Source organism: Brevundimonas subvibrioides ATCC 15264 (genome assembly GCF_000144605.1).
GTDB lineage: Bacteria > Pseudomonadota > Alphaproteobacteria > Caulobacterales > Caulobacteraceae > Brevundimonas > Brevundimonas subvibrioides.
Window position 1 is genome coordinate 618,497 of the sequence record NC_014375.1, and the last position, 18,869, is coordinate 637,365.

23 protein-coding genes and 1 tRNA gene are annotated in these 18,869 nt (G+C 69.6%); 12 read left to right on the plus strand and 12 right to left on the minus strand.

Annotation, left to right across the window (positions count from 1 at the left end; all coding sequences use genetic code 11):
* Positions 1-32: 32 nt before the first annotated feature.
* The 3 genes from lysA to argH are packed head-to-tail and all read right to left on the minus strand — an operon-like array spanning position 33 to position 2,924.
* Positions 33-1,307 (minus strand): diaminopimelate decarboxylase, encoded by a 1,275-nt coding sequence (lysA, locus tag BRESU_RS03065; RefSeq protein ID WP_013268032.1) that lies wholly within the window; start codon positions 1,305-1,307, stop codon positions 33-35.
* 13 nt (positions 1,308-1,320) lie between these two features.
* Complete coding sequence (locus tag BRESU_RS03070) at positions 1,321-1,560, minus strand: hypothetical protein (protein ID WP_013268033.1); 240 nt, start codon at positions 1,558-1,560, stop codon at positions 1,321-1,323.
* Positions 1,557-2,924 carry an argininosuccinate lyase gene (gene argH, locus BRESU_RS03075; RefSeq protein ID WP_013268034.1) on the minus strand — a complete coding sequence of 456 codons (1,368 nt, stop codon included), beginning with the start codon at positions 2,922-2,924 and terminating at the stop codon, positions 1,557-1,559. Before argH ends, BRESU_RS03070 begins: the two co-directional genes overlap by 4 nt.
* A gap of 157 nt (positions 2,925-3,081) precedes the next feature.
* Here argH and BRESU_RS03080 point away from each other — a divergent pair, with 157 nt between their 5' ends.
* Positions 3,082-3,639, plus strand: coding sequence for a TlpA family protein disulfide reductase (locus BRESU_RS03080; protein WP_245528591.1), 558 nt, complete (start codon positions 3,082-3,084; stop codon positions 3,637-3,639).
* Positions 3,640-3,658: 19 nt separating this feature from the next.
* Here BRESU_RS03080 and BRESU_RS03085 read toward each other — a convergent pair whose 3' ends face one another.
* A complete protein-coding gene (locus BRESU_RS03085) occupies positions 3,659-3,982 on the minus strand; it encodes a hypothetical protein (RefSeq protein WP_245528592.1) in 324 nt (107 codons plus the stop codon).
* 228 nt (positions 3,983-4,210) lie between these two features.
* On the opposite strand from BRESU_RS03085, the gene BRESU_RS03090 reads away from it, so the two are divergent.
* From BRESU_RS03090 to BRESU_RS03105, 4 genes are all read left to right on the plus strand, one after another.
* On the plus strand, positions 4,211-4,558 hold the full coding sequence (locus BRESU_RS03090; RefSeq protein ID WP_013268037.1) for a hypothetical protein: 348 nt from the start codon (positions 4,211-4,213) through the stop codon (positions 4,556-4,558).
* On the plus strand, positions 4,545-4,922 hold the full coding sequence (locus BRESU_RS03095) for a MarR family transcriptional regulator (protein ID WP_013268038.1): 378 nt from the start codon (positions 4,545-4,547) through the stop codon (positions 4,920-4,922). The genes BRESU_RS03090 and BRESU_RS03095 overlap by 14 nt, the downstream gene beginning before the upstream one ends.
* Positions 4,923-5,324: 402 nt before the next feature.
* Positions 5,325-5,597, plus strand: a complete 273-nt coding sequence (locus tag BRESU_RS03100) for a hypothetical protein (RefSeq protein WP_013268039.1) — start codon at positions 5,325-5,327, stop codon at positions 5,595-5,597.
* Entirely contained in the window at positions 5,584-5,958 is a 375-nt protein-coding gene (locus tag BRESU_RS03105; RefSeq protein WP_013268040.1) for a helix-turn-helix domain-containing protein, read from the plus strand. The genes BRESU_RS03100 and BRESU_RS03105 overlap by 14 nt, the downstream gene beginning before the upstream one ends.
* A gap of 10 nt (positions 5,959-5,968) precedes the next feature.
* On the opposite strand, the gene BRESU_RS03110 is transcribed toward BRESU_RS03105, so the two are convergent.
* Positions 5,969-6,045: transfer RNA gene (locus BRESU_RS03110), tRNA-Met, on the minus strand.
* A 180-nt stretch (positions 6,046-6,225) separates the two neighbouring features.
* Here BRESU_RS03110 and BRESU_RS03115 point away from each other — a divergent pair.
* Entirely contained in the window at positions 6,226-7,452 is a 1,227-nt protein-coding gene (locus BRESU_RS03115; RefSeq protein WP_013268041.1) for a PQQ-dependent sugar dehydrogenase, read from the plus strand.
* A gap of 187 nt (positions 7,453-7,639) precedes the next feature.
* Positions 7,640-8,155 (plus strand): cell cycle sigma 70 cofactor GcrA, encoded by a 516-nt coding sequence (gene gcrA, locus BRESU_RS03120; RefSeq protein WP_013268042.1) that lies wholly within the window; start codon positions 7,640-7,642, stop codon positions 8,153-8,155.
* A 382-nt stretch (positions 8,156-8,537) separates the two neighbouring features.
* On the opposite strand, the gene apaG is transcribed toward gcrA, so the two are convergent.
* Positions 8,538-8,942 carry a Co2+/Mg2+ efflux protein ApaG gene (gene apaG, locus BRESU_RS03125; RefSeq protein WP_013268043.1) on the minus strand — a complete coding sequence of 135 codons (405 nt, stop codon included), beginning with the start codon at positions 8,940-8,942 and terminating at the stop codon, positions 8,538-8,540.
* 173 nt (positions 8,943-9,115) lie between these two features.
* On the opposite strand from apaG, the gene BRESU_RS03130 reads away from it, so the two are divergent.
* On the plus strand, positions 9,116-10,138 hold the full coding sequence (locus tag BRESU_RS03130; protein WP_013268044.1) for a 2'-deoxycytidine 5'-triphosphate deaminase: 1,023 nt from the start codon (positions 9,116-9,118) through the stop codon (positions 10,136-10,138).
* A gap of 152 nt (positions 10,139-10,290) precedes the next feature.
* Here BRESU_RS03130 and BRESU_RS03135 read toward each other — a convergent pair whose 3' ends face one another.
* Together BRESU_RS03135 and BRESU_RS03140 are read right to left on the minus strand one after the other, a co-directional pair.
* The gene (locus tag BRESU_RS03135) at positions 10,291-11,556 is read right to left on the minus strand and encodes an MFS transporter (RefSeq protein ID WP_013268045.1); all 1,266 of its coding nucleotides are present in this window, start codon (positions 11,554-11,556) and stop codon (positions 10,291-10,293) included.
* A gap of 13 nt (positions 11,557-11,569) precedes the next feature.
* The gene (locus tag BRESU_RS03140; RefSeq protein WP_013268046.1) at positions 11,570-12,046 is read right to left on the minus strand and encodes a cupin domain-containing protein; all 477 of its coding nucleotides are present in this window, start codon (positions 12,044-12,046) and stop codon (positions 11,570-11,572) included.
* 48 nt (positions 12,047-12,094) lie between these two features.
* On the opposite strand from BRESU_RS03140, the gene dapE reads away from it, so the two are divergent.
* Positions 12,095-13,282: a succinyl-diaminopimelate desuccinylase gene (gene dapE / locus BRESU_RS03145; RefSeq protein WP_013268047.1), complete on the plus strand. Its 1,188-nt coding sequence runs from the start codon at positions 12,095-12,097 to the stop codon at positions 13,280-13,282.
* A gap of 257 nt (positions 13,283-13,539) precedes the next feature.
* Here the strand turns inward: dapE and BRESU_RS03150 are convergent, their stop codons facing one another.
* Positions 13,540-13,758, minus strand: coding sequence for a hypothetical protein (locus BRESU_RS03150; protein ID WP_013268048.1), 219 nt, complete (start codon positions 13,756-13,758; stop codon positions 13,540-13,542).
* Positions 13,759-13,760: 2 nt separating this feature from the next.
* Positions 13,761-15,074, minus strand: a complete 1,314-nt coding sequence (locus tag BRESU_RS03155) for an amidohydrolase (RefSeq protein ID WP_013268049.1) — start codon at positions 15,072-15,074, stop codon at positions 13,761-13,763.
* 96 nt (positions 15,075-15,170) lie between these two features.
* Here BRESU_RS03155 and BRESU_RS03160 point away from each other — a divergent pair, with 96 nt between their 5' ends.
* Positions 15,171-15,524, plus strand: a complete 354-nt coding sequence (locus BRESU_RS03160; RefSeq protein ID WP_013268050.1) for a hypothetical protein — start codon at positions 15,171-15,173, stop codon at positions 15,522-15,524.
* 3 nt (positions 15,525-15,527) lie between these two features.
* On the opposite strand, the gene BRESU_RS03165 is transcribed toward BRESU_RS03160, so the two are convergent.
* The gene (locus BRESU_RS03165) at positions 15,528-15,920 is read right to left on the minus strand and encodes an SRPBCC family protein (RefSeq protein WP_013268051.1); all 393 of its coding nucleotides are present in this window, start codon (positions 15,918-15,920) and stop codon (positions 15,528-15,530) included.
* A 119-nt stretch (positions 15,921-16,039) separates the two neighbouring features.
* Here BRESU_RS03165 and BRESU_RS03170 point away from each other — a divergent pair, with 119 nt between their 5' ends.
* Both BRESU_RS03170 and BRESU_RS03175 read left to right on the plus strand, forming a co-directional pair.
* Positions 16,040-17,347, plus strand: a complete 1,308-nt coding sequence (locus tag BRESU_RS03170; RefSeq protein WP_013268052.1) for an MFS transporter — start codon at positions 16,040-16,042, stop codon at positions 17,345-17,347.
* 86 nt (positions 17,348-17,433) lie between these two features.
* Complete coding sequence (locus tag BRESU_RS03175; protein ID WP_013268053.1) at positions 17,434-17,862, plus strand: SRPBCC domain-containing protein; 429 nt, start codon at positions 17,434-17,436, stop codon at positions 17,860-17,862.
* 3 nt (positions 17,863-17,865) lie between these two features.
* Here the strand turns inward: BRESU_RS03175 and BRESU_RS03180 are convergent, their stop codons facing one another.
* Complete coding sequence (locus tag BRESU_RS03180) at positions 17,866-18,867, minus strand: type II secretion system F family protein (RefSeq protein ID WP_013268054.1); 1,002 nt, start codon at positions 18,865-18,867, stop codon at positions 17,866-17,868.
* Positions 18,868-18,869 lie beyond the last annotated feature (2 nt).

Genomic DNA, 18,869 nt, shown 5'->3' on the forward strand with positions numbered 1-18,869 from the left:
GCTCTCTCCATCCGAAACCCGGAAAGGGCGGGCTACAGCCAGCCTGCCACCGTTTCCCGCGTCAACATCTCATCATAGGTCGGCCGTCCGCGCACCACCGCCCAGCGGGCCTCGTCGACCAGCACCTCGGGCACCAGGGGACGGCTGTTGTATTCGCTCGACATGACCGCGCCATAGGCCCCGGCCCCCGTGAACACGACCAGGTCTCCGGCCTGGAGCGGCGGCAGGTCGCGGCCGCGGGCGAAGGTGTCGCCGGTCTCGCAGACGGGGCCGACGATGTCGTAGGCGATGAGGTCGCCGTCGCGGGGGGTGACGGGCTTCACCTCGTGGAAGGCGTCATACATGGCCGGGCGGACCAGGTCATTCATGGCGGCGTCCAGCACCAGGAAGCGTCGCCCGTCCGCCCGCTCGGTGATCTGGATGACGCGGGCCAGCAGCACGCCGGCATTGGCGGCCAGCAGGCGGCCCGGCTCGAACGCGGCCTCGACTTCCAGCCCCTCCAGCACCCCCGCCGCCATGGCCGCATAGTCGGCCACCGACGCGGTCTCGGCTCCACCGGAATAGGGCACCCCCAGACCGCCGCCGAGGTCCAGCCGGGTCACCGACAGGCCCTGTCCGCGCAATGTGAGCGTCATCTCGCGCAGCAGGCGGAAGGCGGCCTCCAGCGGCGTCAGGTCGATGATCTGGCTGCCGATATGGCAGGCCAGGCCGACGGGGGTCACATGCGGGCTCGCCGCGGCGCGGGCATACAGGGCCAGTGCTTCATCCGCAGGGATGCCGAACTTGTCGCCTTCGCCGCCCGTGGTGATCTTGGCGTGGCCGCCCGCACCGATCTTGGGGTTCACGCGGATGGCGATGTCGGGGCAGGCACCCTTCTCGGCGGCGACCGCGATCAGGCGGTCCAGCTCGGCCGGGCTCTCGACGTTGATCTGGCGCACGCCGACGTCCAGCGCATAGGCCAGTTCCGCATCGGTCTTGCCGACGCCGGAGAAGATGATCCGGGCCGCGGGAATGCCCGCCTTCAGGGCGCGGCGGATCTCGCCCTCCGACACCGTGTCCGCCCCCGACCCCAGACGGGCCAGGGTCGCAAGCACCGACAGGTTTGAGTTGGCCTTGACCGCGAAGGCGATCAGCGCGTCGCCGAAGGCGGCCGGATGGGCGTCGACAGCCTCGCGCAACACGCCGTAGTGCCGGCTCAGCGTCGCGGTCGAATAGACATAGGCCGGCGTGCCGACCTCGGCCGCGAGGGTGTCGAGCGGCACGTCCTCGGCGTGAAGGGTGCCTGCCCGGAGCTGGAAGTGATCCAAGGCGCTTGCCGACCTAGCGCGGGTCGCGCGCGGCGGCGGGAGAGCCGAACGGGTTCGACGGGCCGCCGTCGATCGGGATCTGGCTGGACGGGCGGTTGACGGTCGCGGGATCGGGCAGGTCCGGCGCACGGGCGTCGCGGGGTGCGCGCTCGGTCTCGCGCGGGCCGGGGGTCTCAAGGTCCGCCATCCGGCCGCAGCCGGCGGCGGCGAGGGCGGTCAGGGCGAGCGCGCCCGCGACGATCAGCTTTTTCATGCGAGACGCTCTTTCCACTCGGCGATGCGCGCGCGGACCTGTTCCGGCGCGGTGCCCCCGAAACTCTGGCGACTGGCGCAGGAAGCCTCAGGGGTCAGCACCTTGTAAACCGCTTCTGTCACCGAGGGATGCAGGGCCTGCAGTTCTTTCAGCGGCAGTTGCGCCAGACCCACGCCCAGCGCCTCGGCCCGCTTGACCGCCGCGCCCGTCACATGGTGCGCCTGGCGGAAGGGCAGGTCGGCCTCGCGCACCAGCCAGTCGGCCAGGTCGGTGGCGGTGGAAAAGCCCCAGCCGGCCGCCTCGGCCATGCGGGCGATGTTCGGCGTGAAGGCTGTGACCATGGCCGTCATGGCGGTCAGGGCCAGGTCCAGGGCGTCCATGGCCTCGAACACCGGCGGCTTGTCCTCCTGCATGTCCTTGGAATAGGCCAGCGGCAGGCCCTTCATCACGGTCGACAGGGCGACGAACGACCCCAGGATGCGGCCGGTCTTGGCCCGGACCAGTTCGGCGGCGTCGGGGTTGCGCTTCTGCGGCATGATCGACGAGCCGGTGGTCAGGTCGTCGGGCAGGGAGGCGAAGCCGAACATCGGCGTCATCCAGACCACGATCTCCTCGGCGAACCGCGACAGGTGGCCGGCCGTGATCGAGGCGGCGGCCAGGGTCTCAAGCGCGAAATCCCGGTCCGAAACGGCGTCCAGCGAATTGCCCATCGGCCGGTCGAAGCCCAGCGCCAGGGCCGTCGCATGGCGATCGATGGGGAAGGGGGACCCGGCCAGGGCGGCCGCCCCCAGCGGGCTCTCGTTCATCCGGGCGCGGGCGTCGGTGAAGCGCGACGCATCCCTGCCGAACATCTCGACATAGGCCATCAGATGGTGGCCCAGCGTCACCGGCTGGGCGGTCTGCAGATGGGTGAAGCCGGGCATCAGGTCGCCGGCATGCTGTTCGGCGCGGGCCAGAAGGGCGTGCTGCAGGGCCGACAGCTGGGCGATCGTCCGGTCGCAGGCGTCGCGGACCCACAGGCGGAAATCCAGGGCGACCTGGTCGTTGCGGCTGCGGGCCGTGTGCAGCCGGCCCGACGGCTCGCCGATCAGCTCGGACAGCCGCGCCTCCACGTTCAGGTGGATGTCCTCGTACTCGTCGCGGAAGGGAAAGGTCCCGGCCTCGATCTCCGACTGGATGGTGTCGAGGCCCGACAGGATGGCCGCGCCGTCGGCGGCGGTCACGATCCCCCGGTCGATCAACATGCGGCAGTGGGCCCGCGACCCGGCCAGGTCCTGGGCCCACAATCGCCGGTCCACGCCGATGGAGACGTTGATCGCCTGCATGATGTCGGCCGGCCGCGACGAAAAGCGGCCGCCCCACATGCCTTGACCTTGAGCCGGGGTCGCGGCCTTAGTCGAGGGATCATCAGGGATGGCGTCGGACATGAGTGGCTCGGGCAAAAAGGGCGGACGGACCAGGGCGATTGTCGCGGGCCTTATCGCTCTCGCCGTCGTCGGCCTAGCCTATACTGTCTGGCGCATGAATTTGAGCGGCCGGGGTGACGTCGTCACGGCTGCGACATCACCCGCCGATCTGCCTCAGAGCCCCCTCTCCCGGTTCGCGGTCGGCCCGCTTGCGACCCTGGAGACGCCCGCCGCGCTCGAGACGGCTCCGGACTACATCTTCAAGACCCGGGAGGGGGCCGATGTCCGCTTCGCCGACTTCCGGGGCAAGGTGGTGCTGGTCAATCTGTGGGCGATGTGGTGCGCCCCCTGCCGGACCGAGATGCCGACGCTGGCGGCGCTGGCCAAGGCCTATCCTGATGGCGACCTGGTCGTCGTGCCGGTGAATGTGGACGTCGGGGCCGACGCCCTGGCCGATGCCCGCAGCTTCATCGACGTCCACGACCCCCTGCCGTTCTACAGCGACCCGAAATTCCAGCTGCCGTTCGAGTTTCCGGGCAAGGGGAAGATGCCCCAGACGATCCTGCTGGACCGTCAGGGGCGGATCCGCGCCGCCTTTGCCGGCGAGGCGGACTGGTCGAGCCCCCAGGCGAGGGCCCTGATCGACGCGGTCCGGGCCGAACGCGCGTCGTAGCGCGCGGCCGGGTCCCTACCTACTGGCGTTCGTCGGTGGCGGGATCCACGGCACCGGGACGGCCCTGGGCCGCGGCTTCGGCCTGCTCGGCCTCGAGGCGGTCGGCCACGTTGCCGGCCCCGGTCTCGACGGCCTGCGCCGCCTTCATGGCACCGGATTCGATGACCTCACCGGCGGCGGCGGCACCTTCCTTTAGCTCCTGACCGGCTTGCGACGCCGCGACCTCGGCCTGGTCGCCGGCGGCGTCCGCCCGGACTTCGGTCTGTTCCTGCTCGGCCTGGGTGCAGGCGGCGATGCCGAGGGAAGCGACGGCCAGAACGGCCAGCAGGGAGGGAGAGCGCATGATCATTTTGTCCTCGAGAAGGGATGAACCTTTGCCGTAAACGCCATCTGGATCGATCGGTTGCGGGCGGCCCCGTCCCCGTCGCCGTCGCGGACCTGCGACCCGTTATCACAGCGGCGGCTCCGACCGGCGATGTGCACTTAACGCACCGCTTCTTTTGCGACATGATGCCCTGGCACGCACCACGAAGCCGCATTACGGCGGGCCGCGGCAGGGGAGGTACGGTACATGATCAACCCGTTTCGTTCCGAACTGCTGCTGCTCGTCCAGTCCAGCATAGGGTGGGCGTTCCTGGCCGTGCGGGCTGCGGGTATCGAGAAGAAGCTCAGGAGCGAGCCAGGCCAGGCCGCACCCGATTCCGAGGCCCCGCTCCGGCTGCGGGCGACCATCACCATCGACGTCGATGCGGCGGACCAGTCCGGCGCCGACCACGAGCTCGGAGCCGTCGAGCAGCAGTATCAGGCGCTCCGACGCCGCTTCCCGGACGCCCTCCTGGACGTCCGGCGGCGCAAGCCCAGGGCGACGCGCCGACCGCCCGCGCCGACGATCGTCGTGACGCCCTATGCCGACGACTGACGCCACCGGGCGTCGTCGCAACACCCTTCTGGCCAGTCTGGTGCTGCTGCGGCGGATGGCGCCGGGCATCACGATGTCCGAAATCATGGCGCTTCTCTATGTGGCCGAGAACCCCGGCGTCCGCGTCAAGGAGCTGGCCGCGTTGATGGAGACGACCGCGGCGACGGCGTCCCGCGCCTCGCGCGCGCTTTTGAGAGCAGAGGATCCCGGCGTGCTGCCGCCCGCGCGCGGATGGCTCTTCATGGCCGCCAACGACCGCGAGGCGGTGTCGAGGCATCTGTACCTGACCGAGTCCGGCGTCGATCTGTGTGCCCGGCTCGACGTTCTGATCGAAAGCGCCCGGCCGATCCGCGCGCCCGGCTGAAAAGTCGGTCGAGCGCGCCGATCAAACACAGATTACGGTGAAGGTTGCCCCACCCTCGACTTTTTTGCCGCGCATTCGAAAGCGGCGGTCAGCCGACACGCGGCACGGGACCCTCCCTCGCGTCCGTGTTTCGAGTTACGTATATGTAATCAAATGCGCGCGCGGCCGTCCCTCAAAGGGCACGAGCCCTGGATTGCAGTCGATCGTGGGTGGTCGGACTTATATTCGCAATATCGACAAGTAATTCCGAGACATTAAATTTAGTTATGTTTCGGAACGCGCTGGCGTCACGGTATTGACCGTTGTCTGAAGGGGGCGATGGGTGAGCCAATCGCGTCCCGGTTGCTGATCCTCAGGTCGAGATACTGGAGGTGCCGGCCAACGGAGACACAGGGGGGGGGCATGACGCTGCGGGACAACTTCAGGCCGGGGAGGCTGTCACCGTCGGACGGCCGACCGTCCGCGGCCCCCTTGCGCGTCCGCGCCACCATCGTCATCGACATCGAAGCCGATGATCCGGTCGCACTCGAGCGCGCCACGAACGAGATCGTCGTGCAACACCAGATCCTGAGCCGCAGCCTTCCGAGGGCCGAGCTGGCGTTCCGTAAACGCAAGCCCAGGACCCGTCCCCGGGCGGTGGCTCCGGTCCGGATCGCGCCCTATGTCGATGACTGAAGACGGCCGACGCAGGAACAGCGTCCTGGCCTGCCTCGTGATGATCCGAAAGCAGGCTCCCAACGTCACCGTGTCAGAGCTCCTGGCGTTCCTCTATGTCGCCGAGAACCCGGGCATCCGGGTCAAGGAACTGGCGATCCTTATGGACACGACGAACGCCACGGCGTCCCGGGCCTCGCGCGCCCTGCTGACTCCCGGCGACAGCGGTGCCCTGCCTCCCGGTCGAGGCTGGCTGCTGATGGCGTCAAACGGCCGGGAGGCGACGTCGCGACACCTCTATGCCACCGATGCGGGGCGCGCGCTGCTGACGCGGCTTGACGACCTGATCCGCGCGGCAAGGCCGATCCTGCAACCGTCGTGATCCATGGAAGTGGTGGCTGGAGGCGGGATCGAACCGCCGACCTGTGGGTTATGAATCCACCGCTCTAACCATCTGAGCTACCCAGCCTCTGGCCCGAGGGGCAGAGCGCGGACGGCCGGGGCCGCGCGCGAGAGGCGTGCGTATATCGTCCGCACCCCTTCGGTTCAAGTCGGCATTCGCCCTGATCGTCCGCGACACCGGAACGCTGGAGCCCGACCGCCGTTCGGGGCACACAGGAACACACCCTTCAACGACCCGGAGAACACCATGCGTCCGCTTCTGCTCGCCGCTTCGACGTCCGTTCTGGTTCTGGCCGCCGCCTGCCAGGCCAGCGGACAGGCCCAGACCCCGACCGCGGGCGCCCCCCTCGAAACCCGGCCGGCCAACGGCGCGAGCCAGACGCCGGCGTTTGCCGGCCAGACCCGCGCGCCGGGCGTGCGGACCGAGCAGGCCCTGACCACCCGCGTGGTCGCGTCGGGCCTGTCGCATCCCTGGGGACTGGCCCTTCTGCCCGACGGCCGCTGGCTGGTGACCGAGCGCGAGGGCCGTCTGCGCATCATCACCGCCGAAGGTGAGGTCGGCCAGCCGATCACCGGGCTGCCGGCCGTCGACGCCCGCGGGCAGGGCGGGCTGCTGGACGTGGTCCTGTCGCCGTCGTTCGCGACCGACCGGACGATCTTCTGGAGCTATGCCGAGCCCCGCGAGGGCGGGAACGCGACCTCGGTCGCGCGCGGCCGTCTGTCGGACGACGGCGCCTCGGTCGGGGACGTCCGGGTCATCTTCCAGGCCCTGCCCGTCTATGACGGCGACAAGCATTTCGGTTCGGCGCTGGCGTTCGATCCGGCCGGGCACCTGTTCATCACCCTGGGCGAGCGATCGGACCGGCCGATGCGGCCCCAGGCCCAGGACCTGGGCTCGCACATGGGCAAGGTGATCCGCATCAATGCCGACGGGTCGGTCCCCGCCGACAATCCCTTCGTCAACCAGACCGGCGCACGGCCCGAGATCTGGTCGCTGGGTCACCGCAACGTCCAGGGCGTGGCGGTCCAGCCGGGAACGGGCGCGGTCTGGACGATCGAGCACGGCACGCGCGGCGGCGACGAGCTGAACCGGCCCGAGGCGGGCAAGAACTACGGCTGGCCGGTCATCGCCTACGGGGTCGAATACGCGGGCGGGCCCATCAACGAAGGCATCACCGCGCGCGACGGGCTGGAGCAGCCGGTCTACTACTGGGATCCCGTGATCGCGCCGGGCGGACAGGCCTTCTATTCCGGAGCCATGTTCCCCGGCTGGGACGGCGACCTGCTGATCGCGGGCCTGGGCGGCAAGTCGATCACCCGTCTGGTGCTCGAGGGCGACCGGGTGGTGGGCGAGGAGCGGCTCATCGCCGACTTCGGCAAGCGCATCCGCGACATCGCCGTGGCGCCCGACGGGGCGGTGTGGGCCATCACCGACGAGGATGACGGCCAGCTGATCCGCATCTCGGCCCAATAGGCCCGGTCAGGCGAGGCCGCGTCACCCGGCGGCCTCGCCGAACACCGATTCAAGATGTGGTTTCTGTGGACGGAGTGATTCGCACATCTTGCGTCTGTTAAGGGGTCGTTTACGATTAGTTGTGGCAGCGGGGACCCGAGGGGGATCTCAGGCGCCACATCTTGAATCGCTCGACCCGGAGGGTGTCATGACCGCAGGCTGGACCGAAGACCGCGTCGGCGCGCTGAAGAAGCTGTGGCTGGAAGGCCAGTCGGCCTCGCAGATCGCCAAGCAACTGGGCGGTGGCGTCACCCGCAACGCCGTGATCGGCAAGGTGCACCGCCTCGGCCTGTCGGGTCGCGCGACCCCGTCGCAGCCCGCCCGCACCTCGACCTTCCGCCCGGCCCGCACGCGCACCACGCCGCCGGCCCAGCCCTCGGCCCCGCGCCGGATCGAGGCCGCCCAGCCGGCGCCCCGTCCCGTCGTGGCCGCGCCCAGCCTTCCCGCCGTGGCCGAGATGCCCGGCACCGCCACGGTCATGACCCTGGGCGCGCACATGTGCAAATGGCCGATCGGGGACCCGTCCTCGACCGAGTTCAGCTTCTGCGGCCGCCGCGCTTCGGAAGGCGTCTATTGCCAGGAACACGCCCGCGTCGCCTACCAGCCGCAGATGAAGCGCGGCGGCAAGGAAGAGCTGGCCCGCAGCCTGCGGCGTTACATCTAGTCGAAGGGCGCTACCCCTCGCGACGCGGTCGCTCACGGCTTGAGCGCCTCTCTTGAAGGGCGCTACCGCTCGCGACGCGGTCGCTCACTGCTTGAGCGCGGGGCAGAATTGGATCCGGCAGCGTCGCGCTGTCGTCACGGTTGCCCCTTAAGGGGCCGCATCCGCCTCGCCGGGCTTCCCGGCGAGACCGGGGCGGGGCTGCGGTTATCCGGGTTGACGCAGCCCCACACCTCTTGGTCCTCCACCGCGCAGCGGGGGAGGGGGACCGCGACGCTCTTGCGTCGGGGTGGAGGGGGCGGAACCAAGCACCGTGTCTGGGGTCGCCCCCTCCACGGCTTCGCGGGCCCCCTCCCCCGTTCGCTTCGCTCCGGGGGAGGATTTTCTAGTTCAGAACGCGGCCGCCAGGGACATCCAGACTGAAGGCCGGGATCACGGCCTCGAACTGACGGCCCGTGGCGTCGGTCATCATATAGGCCCCTTCCATCGAGCCGGAGGGCGTCGGCAGGGGGCAGCCCGAGGCATAGGAATAGCTGTCGCCCGGCCCGATCAGGGGCTGTTCGCCCACGACGCCCGCGCCGCGCACTGTTTCGACATGGCCGGTCGCATCGGTGATGATCCAGCGCCGCGCCATCAGCTGGACGGCCTGGGAGCCCCGGTTCTCGATCTCGACCCGATAGGCCCAGACCCAGCGCCCCTCGTCGGGATCGGACTGACCGGCCAGATAGCTGGGTCGGACCCGCACGATCACGCCATCGGTTTCGGCTTCATAGGGTCGGGTATCGTGCATCCCCCATCGTCGCCCGGCAAAAAGGCGGTTTCAAGCGCGCTCAAGCAGCGCGCGACCGCGTCGCGTGCGATAGCGCCCAAAGGCTGCGCTCAAGCAGCGCGCGACCGTGGCGCGGGCGACAGGGCCCTCGCCCGGACGTGCGTCCGGCGACATCCATGTGTAAGGCGTTCGGCATGACCTTCGAATCCTCCGTCCCCGGTATCCTGCCCTGCCAGTCCATCGAGGCCCTGATCGCCGGCGGCGCGATCACCTCCGCGACCCCGTTCGACGCCGATCAGGTGCAGCCCGCCAGTCTGGACCTGCGCCTGTCCGACCGCGCCTGGCGGGTGCGGGCCTCCTTCCTGCCCGGACAGAGGCTGGTCGCCGACCGGATCGCCGACGTGTCGATGCATTCGATCGACCTGTCCGGCGGCTATGTGCTGGAAAAGGGCTGCGTCTATATCGCCGAGCTGCAGGAACGGCTGAGCCTGCCCAAGGGTCTGATCGCCCGCGCCAATCCCAAGTCCTCGACCGGCCGGGTCGACGTCTTCGTGCGCCTGCTGACCGATCGCGGCGGCTCGTTCGACGATGTGGACGAGGGCTACGAGGGGCCGCTGTATCTGGAGATCGCACCCCAGACCTTCTCCATCCTGGTCCGGCCCGGCACCCGGCTGAATCAGCTGCGGCTGAAGGCGGGCGAACCGCCCAAGCTGGAGACCCGCAGCGTCGGCGTCGATCTGCAGGGCGGCGACATCGTGGGCTTCCGCGGTCGCCGGCATGCGGGCGTGGTCGATCTGGACAAGATCGACGGCCATGATCCCAAGGACTTCTGGGAGCCTCTGAGCCTGCGCCGGGGCGAGCTGCTGCTGGACCCGGGCGAATTCTACATCCTGGCCTCGAATGAGGCGGTCGAGATCCCGGTCATGCAGGCGGCGGAGATGACGCCGATCGACCCCAGCGTCGGCGAGTTCCGCGTCCACTACGCCGGCTTCTTCGATCCCGGCTTCGGCACCGACGAAGCGCACGGGGCCGGGTCAAAGGGGGTGCTGGAGGTGCGAACCCACGACACGCCCTTCCTGCTGGAACACGGCCAGATCGTCGCCCGGCTGGTCTATGAGCCCCTGACCGAACGGCCGACCCGGCTCTACGGCGAGGGCGGCAGCCACTATCAGCGGCAGGGGCTGAAGCTTTCGAAGCACTTCAGGGCTTGGGGGTAATCCTCCCCCGCGCAGCGGGGGAGGGGGACCGCGACGCGCTTGCGTCGTGGTGGAGGGGGCGGAAACACCCACCGTGTCTGAGGTCGCCCCCTCCACCCCCGCCCAAGCGGGCGGCGGTCCCCCTCCCCCGTTCGCTTCGCTCCGGGTGAGGATCAGACCAGCTTGTCGGCCTTCCTCAGGCCCGGGAACAGCTTGGCCCACAGGCCGGTCGCCGTCAGCGCCCCGACGCCGCCGAACACCGCCGCGCCGATCGGGCCCAGGAACCGGACCATGACGCCGGAATAGGCCTCGCCCAGTTCGTTGGAGGCGCCGATGAACAGCATCGAGACCGACGAGACCCGCCCGCGCATGTGATCCGGCGTCGACAGCTGGATCAGGGTCTGGCGGATGTTGACGCTGACCATGTCGGCCATGCCGCCGATGAACAGGGCGATGGCGCTGATCCAGACGATCTTCGACAGGCCGAAGACGATGGTGCAGAGGCCGAACACGGCGACGGAGGCGAACATCAGCAGGCCCCCCCTGCCCGGGATCGGATAGCGGGCCAGCACCAGGGCCATCAGGAAGGCCCCGCCGCCGAAGGAGGCGCGCAGCAGGCCGAAGCCCTCGGGGCCCACATGCAGGATGTCGCGGGCGAAGATGGGGGTCAGCAGGGCGACGCCGGCGAACAGCACCACGATCAGGTCCAGCGAGATGGCCCCGAGCACGATCTTGGTGTCCCAGACGTACTTCAGCCCGTCCTTGACCGCCTGCCAGCGCCCTACGCCCCCCTCGATCGGGGCCGGCTTGCCGCTGGTCCGGATCATCAGGAAACAGGCCAGACCCAGGAAGAACAGCGCCAGAGACGTGCCATAGGCCAGGGGCACCGACAGGCCGACGATCACCCCGCCCAGGGCCGGACCGGCGATGGCCCCGGTCTGGAAGGCGATGGACTGGGCGGCGATGGCGCGGGGCAGGGCGGCGCGGCCCACGACCATGGGCAGGAAGGCCTGGCTGGCGGGGGCGAGAAACGCGCGCGACGCCCCGAACCCGACGGCGACCAGCAGCAGGCCCCACAGGGGCGGGTTGCCGTGGATCGCCATGGCCAGGAAGGTGGCGGCGCAGGTGCCCTCGGCGACGATGGCCAGGGCGACGGTCCGCTTGCGGTCGCGACGGTCCGCCATCTCGCCCGCCGGCAGGGTCAGGGCCAGAAGCGGAATGAACTGGGCCAGACCGACCAAGCCCAGATACAGGCTGGCCTCGGCGATCGGATGGTCCCGGCGGGCGATTTCATAGACCTGCCACAGCAGGGCCGAGGACTGGATCTGGATCGCCAGGACGGCCGCGATCCGGCCCAGCCAGATCAGCCGGAAGTCGTTGATCTTCCACGGATTGGTCCCGTGGGCCTCGAGCGCCGCCTTGGCATTCGGCCCGGTCATCGGCTCGGGAGCCTCAGGTGCGTCGGTCATGTTTGGGGTAAGGCGTTCCGTCTCGGTGGAAGTAGCGGTCCGCGCCCGCGGGCAGGACCATGTCGATGTCGGGATAGTCGCAGGCGTCGGTCGTGGGCGAGCGCGTGCCGACTTCCAGCAGAAGCGCCTCTGCGCCCGATCGGTTCTCGATCTTGTGGCCGTTGGGCACGCCCGCCTTGAAGCCCGCGCAATCCCCGGCCCGCAGGAGGGTCTCGCCGTCCTCCTCGACCAGCACGACCTCGCCGGCCAGGACGGTCACGAACTCGTCCTCGGTGGCGTGCCAGTGGCGCTGGCTGGACCAGGCTCCGGCCGGGAGCCGCAGCAGATTGACGCCGAACTGGGTCAGGCCCGCCGCATCGCCCAGCCTCCAGCGGCGACGCGCCAGACAGGGGCCGGCGTGGTCGTCGGGGTAGGCGGTGCCGTGGCCGGTCGGTGCGGCATCGATGTCGATCTTCGGCACGGTCGCTCCCCTTTCCGGCTCGGCGTGATCTCCCTAAAGCATAGGACCATGGGCACTGCATCAACTCCTGTGATCGATCCTGTCGAACTGACCCGGGACCTCATCCGGCGGCCGTCGGTGACGCCGGTGGACGCCGGGGCGATGGACACGCTGGAGCGGGTGCTGACTGGCCTGGGCTTCACCTGTCGGCGGATGGCGTTCGAAGGGTCGACGGGGGCCGCGACCGATGCCCGGATCGAGAACCTGTACGCCCGCCGGGGCACCGCCAGTCCCAACCTGTGCTTCGCCGGCCATACCGATGTGGTCCCCACGGGAGAGGCGGCCGCCTGGTCGTCCGATCCGTTCGAGGCCGAGGTGCGGAACGGGCTGCTCTACGGCCGGGGCGCGGTGGACATGAAGGGCGGCATCGCCGCCTGGGTCGCGGCGGTGTCGCAGATCCTCGCGGACGGCGAGCCGGCCGGATCCCTGTCCTTCCTGATCACCGGCGATGAGGAAGGTCCCGCCCTGCACGGCACCAAGAAGGTGGTCGAGGCCCTGATGGCCGAGGGCGAGGTCATCGACGCCTGCGTGGTCGGCGAGCCGTCCTCGCAGACCCAGCTGGGCGACATGATCAAGATCGGCCGGCGCGGCTCGCTCAACACCTGGATCACGGTCCACGGGAAACAGGGGCACGTCGCCTATCCCGCCCGCGCGGCCAATCCGGCCCCGGTCCTGGTGCGGCTGCTGGCGGCGCTGGACGCCCATGTCCTCGACGAGGGGTATGAGGCCTTCCAGCCGTCGAACCTCGAGATCACCACGATCGACATCGGCAACCCGGCCACCAACGTCATCCCCGCCGAGGCGCGGGCCCGGCTGAACATCCGCTTCAACCCGGCCCAGACCGGTGACGGCCTGATCGACTGGCTGAACCGCGAGGCGGGGCGGGTCCAGGCCGAGACGGGGCTGCAGATCACCCTGGAGCACATGTGTTCGGGCGAGGCCTTCCTGACGCCGCACGGCCCCTTCGTGACGGCGGTCCAGGACGCGGTCGAGGCCTCCACCGGGGTGCGGCCCGAGGCCTCGACCACGGGCGGCACGTCCGATGCCCGCTTCATCCGCGCCATGTGCCCGGTGCTGGAGCTGGGTCTCGTGGGCCAGACCATGCACCAGGTCGACGAGCGCGTGCCGGTCGCCGAACTGGTGGCCCTGACCGCCGCCTACCGCCGCGTCATCGAGACGGTGCAGGGTCAGGGCTAGACGGTGCGTGGCTGGCGTTGACGCGCCGTCCGCTACGACGGCAGGTTCATCACAAAGGGCACGAAGGGAGGCACGAAGGACACGACGGGTCCTGTGAGGTCTTCAGCACCGCGCGCTTCGTCTCTCTGGATCAATGCGGCGTACGCCGCGATCATAATCAACCCCGAAAGACATTGGCGTCGACCCGGCTCCGCTGCCTTCGTGTCCTTTGTGGCTCCCTTCGTGCCCTTTGTGATGAACCTGTCGGCCCGGTCGCCCTAGTTCGGCAGACCGGTCGGGGCCGCGGCCATCATCTCGGCCCGGGCGATGCGGCGATCCATGTCGGTGACGACCTGTTCCAGCCGCGCCTTCTCCGACGCCATGTCGATGGGCGTGCCGTCCTCGTAGGAAATCTGCGCGCCCCTCGCGATCAGGTCCAGGCGGTGGATCGCGGTGGCGCGGGTGGCCCGGAACCGCTCCAATTCGGCATCGGCCATGGTCAGGACCGCTCCAGGAAGCGCAGCGCGCTCAGGACGTGGGCGCGGACCCCGACCGGCAGCACGGCCTCGTTGACGTCGAACTGGGGCGAGTGGTTGGGCGCGGCGGTGGCGGGATCGACCCCGTCGGGCGTGGCCCCGAGGTGGTAGAAGACGCCCGGGATCTCGCCCTGGAAGTAGGAGAAGTCCTCGGCCACGGTCGTCGGCGGCGAGGCCGGGTTGACCTTGCCCTCGCCGGCCGCCTCGGTCAGCACCGGGGCCAGCCAGGCCGACAGGGTTTCGTCGTTGAACACCAGGGCCGCGTTCTGGCGCACCGAGAAGTCGGCGGTCGCGCCATAGGCCTCGGCGACGTGGTCGACCGCCGCCTCGGCCCGGGCGACCAGGGCGTCCCTCTGGGCGATGTCGAAGGTCCGCAGCGTGCCCGCCAGCGTCGCCTCCTCGGGGATGATGTTGTAGCGGACGCCCGCGTCGATCGTGGCGATGGTGAAGACCGTCGGGGTGGTGGTCGGGTCGACGGTGCGGGCCGTCAGGGTGTTGATGGTCTGGATCACATTGGCCGTCACGGCGATCACGTCGACCCCGCGCCAGGGCCAGGCCCCGTGCGTCTGGCGACCGTGCAGGACGATGTCGACCCGGTCGGACGCCGCCATGAAGCCCTGCGGCCGATAGAAGATCGTCCCCGGGACGCCCGGCACGACGTGCAGGCCGAAGATGGCCTCGACCTTCGGATCCTTCAGCGCGCCCGCCTCGATCATCAGCCGCGCCCCGCCCAGCGGCTCGCCCGGCGGCACGCCCTCCTCGGCGGGCTGGAACAGGAAGACGATCGTGCCGCTGAACCGGTCCTTCATCCCGCTCAGGACCTCGGCGGCGCCCAGCAGCATGGCGACGTGGGCGTCGTGGCCGCAGGCATGGGCCACCGGCACGGTCGCGCCCTGATAGGTGCCGGTCGCGGTCGAGGCGAACGGCAGCCCCGTCGCCTCCAGCACGGGCAGGGCATCCATGTCGGCGCGCAGGGCGACGACACGCTGCGGCCCGGTGCCGGTGCCGCGCAGGACGCCGACGACGCCCGTACGGCCGACGCCCTCGCGCACCTCGATCCCCATGGCCTTCAGCCGTTCGGCGACGAAGGCGGCCGTGCGGGTTTCGGCCAGACCCAGCTCAGGATGCTGGTGCAGGTCGCGGCGCCAGGCGACGACCTCGGCATTGACGCCTTCGGCCGCCGCCGCGACCTCGGCCGCGCTGACCGGGCCGGTCTGGGCCAGGGCGGGCGAGGCCGCCAGCGTCAGGAGCGCGGCGAGGAGGGCAGGGCGGATCATCGGCGGTCTCCGGAAGCGGTGGGCCGATGATGAGGGCAGGCGTCAAGGCGACGCAAGCGTCTTGCGGTGCCGCGCGACGCGTCCGATGTAGGACGCATGGCCATCAAGACCGCAAAGACGAAATGGCGCGACGTCGTCCTGGTCTGCAAGAAATGCCAGAAGAAGCTCGACGGCGGCTTCGGGCCCGACGGCGACAAGACCCTGAAGAAGGCGCTGAAGACCTATCTGCGGCCCGGCGACGGCAAGGGCCGCAAGGCCGAGCTGGCCGTGATCCAGACCGGCTGTTTCGACATCTGTCCCAAGAACGCCGTCGTGGCCATCAACGCCTCAAACCCCAAGGCCCTGTTGATCGTGCCCACGGGGGCTGACCTGTTCGAGGTCAAGGCCCGGCTGGGTCTGGACGACGGCCGACGGCTGAAGCCCACGCTGACGGTGGTCGGCGAGGATTAGGCGTCAGGCCCGCTCCATGGACGCCCTGATGGCGTCCGCACCCGCATTCATCATCGCCTCGATCCGGTCTTTCGGTCCGTCCGGCAGAAAGTCGACCACCCAGACGAACCGGCAGCGGTCGCCCTCGGCGATGACGGTGTTCGAGGCGCTGTGGTGCTCGAAGGTGTCCGACAGGATGCTGTAGGCGATGCGGCGGCGGTCGTCGTCGAGCGCGATCAGCCTTTCCCTCAGGACCAGGCCACCGGCGAAGGTGACCGTCCGCACGTCGCCCTCGACCACGGTGTCGAGGATGAACCCGGGGGCGACCCGGGTGTGAAGCGCGCCGAAGTCGCGCAGGGCGTCCCAGACCGTGTCGGCCGGGGCCTGGATGGTCCGCTCGATGTGAAGGGTGGCCATGGCGTGTTCTCCTTCGGATACGGCTTTTCCATATCAGGCGGGCAGCCGGGGTCTGGCGCTTTTCGGCCCGCATCACCGCGGCGGGTGACCCGATGTCGCTTCGGGGCTAAGCCGGTCTCATGTCGCCCAGATCCCCCGCCTTCATGATCCTGTTCATCGTCAGCCTGATCGCGGCGGCGGGGAACATGGGACTGCAGTCGGTCCTGCCCGCGATCGGTCGACAGTTTCAGCTGTCGGACACGCTGGTGGCCGGAGCCTTCGCCATCTCGGCCCTGATGTGGACCTTCGCCTCGCCGTTCTGGGCCCGGCTGTCCGACAGCCTGGGACGAAAGAAGGTCATCCTCATCGGCATGACGGGCTTCGTCGTCTCGATGCTCGGCTTCGGCCTGGCCGCGACCTCCGGGATCGAGGGCTGGCTGGGGGCCATCTTCGCCTTCACCCTGATGGCCACGGCGCGCACCATCTACGGCGTGTTCGGATCGGCCGCGCCGATCGCGTCCCAGGCCTATGTCGCCGACCGGACCGGGCCGGCCGAGCGGACCCAGGCCATGTCCCTGCTGGCCTCGGCCCAGGGGCTGGGCACGGTGATCGGGCCGGTCCTGTCGCCCTTCTTCATCCTGCCGTTCGTGGGGCTGGCGGGGCCGATGTATGTGTTCGCCCTGTTCGGCCTGATCGTGCTGGTCATCGTCCTGCGGTTCCTGCCGTCCGGCGAGGTGGTGCGCACCCCGTCCCCGACCGGCCAGAGGGGGGCGGGCGCCCCCGACGTCGCCAAGGGGCTGTGGCGCGATCCCCGGGTGCGCGACTTCCTGCTGTTCGGCCTGCTGGTCACGGGGGCCCAGGCGGTCAACATCTCGGTGCTGGGATTCCACATCATCGACGAGATGGCCGCCACGGGGCTGGACGCGCGGGCGGCCCAGCCCTTCATCGGTCTGGCCATGTTCGCCGGTGCCCTGGCGACCCTGATGGTGCAGTGGGGCCTGATCCCGTTGCTGAAGCTGCGCCCGCCCGAGCTGATGCGCTGGGGGGCGGCCCTGGCCCTGGTCGGCAACCTGCTCAGCATCGCCTCGCCGGGCTATTTCGGGGTCGTGGTCGGCTATGCCGTGGTGTCGATGGGCGTGGGCTTCGCGCGCCCGGGCTTCACCGCCGGATCGTCCCTGGCCGTCGGGCCGCACGAGCAGGGGGCGGTGGCGGGGCTCATGATGGCGCTGGCGGGGCTCAGCTTCCTCGGGCCGCCGGTCGCCGGCGTGGCCCTGTACGAGTTGCGCGAGTTTGCGCCCTTCCTCGGCAATGCGCTGCTGCTGGCCGGGGCGGTCGTGGTCGCCTGGATCAGCCCTGCGCTGAAGGCCCTGGCCGCCCGCGTGGACGACGAGGCCCCCGCGCCGGAAATGGCTCCGGCGTCGCAGCCGGGGCCCGAAGGCAACAGCTGAGCCCGGGTGCGGCGCATCGGCTCGACGATGCGTGGCGCGAACGGCCCGGCTTGCGTTCGGCCCGGTCGCTTGCGACATCGGAAACCATGAACTTCAAGGTCGAGAAACGCATCGGCGTCCGCGCCACATCCGAACGGATCTGGGAGGTCATCGCCGACCTGCCGGGCTGGAACGCCTGGAACCCCGTCGATACCGACCTGTCCGGCACCATCGCGTTCGGCGGCACCATCACCCTGACCGAGGCCGTTCCCGGTCTGCCCGAGCGGACCTACACGGCGCGCGTCGGGGACTGGCAGCCGGACGCCCGGCTGGTCTGGATCGAGCGTCGCGGCTTCCTGTTCAACGTGATCCGCTACTACGAGATCGACCAGCTGGAGGTCGGCAGCTGCATCGTCTCGAACGGCTTCATCTTCTCGGGCTTCCGGGGCGAGGGCTTCTACGAGAAGCATCGCAAGACGCTGCGTACGGCGTGCGAGAGCATCTCCGAGGCCCTGCGCGCGACGGCCGAGTCCTAGGCGCTACTGCGGCGCGGCCGCCGTGGCCGCCGAGGCCCGGTTGTTGGCCTTGAGCGTATCCTGGATGTTGATGATCGCGGGTCCCAGGATCACGACGAACAGCACCGGCAGGAAGAAGATGATCATCGGCACGGTCAGCTGCGCCGGCAGGGCGGCCGCCTTCTTTTCCGCCGCCGACAGGCGCAGGTCGCGGTTTTCCTTGGCCATGGTCCGCAAGGCCGACCCCAGGGGCGTGCCGTACTGTTCGGCCTGGATCATGGCGGTGGAGACGGACCGCACGCCGGGGTGGTTGGTGCGCTTGGCCAGCCCCTCATAGGCCATGCGCCGTTCGGGCAGATAGCTGAGCTCGGCCGACAGCAAGGCCAGTTCCTCGGCCAGCTCGACCGAGGTCGTCCCGATCTCCTGGCTCACCTTCACGATGGCGGCCTCGATCGACATCCCCGCCTCGACGCAGATCAGCAGCAGATCCAGCGCATCGGGAAAGGCCTGCATGATCGACAGCTGCCGCTTGGCGATCCGGTTCTTGAGGAAGATGTTGGGGCCATAGAAACCGGCCACGGTCGCGAACATGACGATGCCCAGCCGGACCGTCACCGACAGGCCGAAGTCGTTCATCACGAAGACGTACAGCACCGCCGCGAACATGAAGATGAACGGGGTGGCGAAGCGGAAGAAGTAGAAGGTGGTCAGGGGGCGCGGGCCCCGCAGACCCGCCTGGATCATCTGTTCGGCGACCTTGGGGTCCTCCAGCAGCTTCACCAGGTTCAACCGGTCGACGACCCGCTTCTTGAAGCCGTCGTCGGTGTGGCGAAGACCGCCCTGTCCGTTGGCGATGGCCTGACGCGAGCGGCGCTTCAGTTCGTCCCGGCGCACCGAGACGGCCTGCATCCGCTTGTCCAGGCTGACGCCGCCGCCCATCGAGCTCAGCAGGGTCAGCATGGTGGCGAACACCAGCAGGCCGACGACGATGCTGATCAGCGTCCGGGGCTCGACGATCGCGCGCATGA

What these genes read in the sequence shown, in the direction of transcription:
- BRESU_RS03175 (WP_013268053.1), top strand. Translation starts at nt 17,434, where the DNA reads ATGAACTTCAAGGTCGAGAAACGCATCGGCGTCCGCGCCACATCCGAA.
- BRESU_RS03170 (WP_013268052.1), top strand. Translation starts at nt 16,040, where the DNA reads ATGTCGCCCAGATCCCCCGCCTTCATGATCCTGTTCATCGTCAGCCTG.
- BRESU_RS03070 (WP_013268033.1), bottom strand. Translation starts at nt 1,560, where the DNA reads ATGAAAAAGCTGATCGTCGCGGGCGCGCTCGCCCTGACCGCCCTCGCC.
- BRESU_RS03090 (WP_013268037.1), top strand. Translation starts at nt 4,211, where the DNA reads ATGATCAACCCGTTTCGTTCCGAACTGCTGCTGCTCGTCCAGTCCAGC.
- BRESU_RS03135 (WP_013268045.1), bottom strand. Translation starts at nt 11,556, where the DNA reads ATGACCGGGCCGAATGCCAAGGCGGCGCTCGAGGCCCACGGGACCAAT.
- BRESU_RS03165 (WP_013268051.1), bottom strand. Translation starts at nt 15,920, where the DNA reads ATGGCCACCCTTCACATCGAGCGGACCATCCAGGCCCCGGCCGACACG.
- BRESU_RS03080 (WP_245528591.1), top strand. Translation starts at nt 3,082, where the DNA reads ATGAATTTGAGCGGCCGGGGTGACGTCGTCACGGCTGCGACATCACCC.
- BRESU_RS03180 (WP_013268054.1), bottom strand. Translation starts at nt 18,867, where the DNA reads ATGCGCGCGATCGTCGAGCCCCGGACGCTGATCAGCATCGTCGTCGGC.
- BRESU_RS03130 (WP_013268044.1), top strand. Translation starts at nt 9,116, where the DNA reads ATGACCTTCGAATCCTCCGTCCCCGGTATCCTGCCCTGCCAGTCCATC.
- BRESU_RS03085 (WP_245528592.1), bottom strand. Translation starts at nt 3,982, where the DNA reads ATGCGCTCTCCCTCCCTGCTGGCCGTTCTGGCCGTCGCTTCCCTCGGC.
- gcrA (WP_013268042.1), top strand. Translation starts at nt 7,640, where the DNA reads ATGACCGCAGGCTGGACCGAAGACCGCGTCGGCGCGCTGAAGAAGCTG.
- dapE (WP_013268047.1), top strand. Translation starts at nt 12,095, where the DNA reads ATGGGCACTGCATCAACTCCTGTGATCGATCCTGTCGAACTGACCCGG.
- BRESU_RS03100 (WP_013268039.1), top strand. Translation starts at nt 5,325, where the DNA reads ATGACGCTGCGGGACAACTTCAGGCCGGGGAGGCTGTCACCGTCGGAC.
- argH (WP_013268034.1), bottom strand. Translation starts at nt 2,924, where the DNA reads ATGTGGGGCGGCCGCTTTTCGTCGCGGCCGGCCGACATCATGCAGGCG.
- BRESU_RS03095 (WP_013268038.1), top strand. Translation starts at nt 4,545, where the DNA reads ATGCCGACGACTGACGCCACCGGGCGTCGTCGCAACACCCTTCTGGCC.
- BRESU_RS03155 (WP_013268049.1), bottom strand. Translation starts at nt 15,074, where the DNA reads ATGATCCGCCCTGCCCTCCTCGCCGCGCTCCTGACGCTGGCGGCCTCG.
- BRESU_RS03115 (WP_013268041.1), top strand. Translation starts at nt 6,226, where the DNA reads ATGCGTCCGCTTCTGCTCGCCGCTTCGACGTCCGTTCTGGTTCTGGCC.
- BRESU_RS03150 (WP_013268048.1), bottom strand. Translation starts at nt 13,758, where the DNA reads ATGGCCGATGCCGAATTGGAGCGGTTCCGGGCCACCCGCGCCACCGCG.
- apaG (WP_013268043.1), bottom strand. Translation starts at nt 8,942, where the DNA reads ATGCACGATACCCGACCCTATGAAGCCGAAACCGATGGCGTGATCGTG.
- BRESU_RS03160 (WP_013268050.1), top strand. Translation starts at nt 15,171, where the DNA reads ATGGCCATCAAGACCGCAAAGACGAAATGGCGCGACGTCGTCCTGGTC.
- BRESU_RS03105 (WP_013268040.1), top strand. Translation starts at nt 5,584, where the DNA reads ATGTCGATGACTGAAGACGGCCGACGCAGGAACAGCGTCCTGGCCTGC.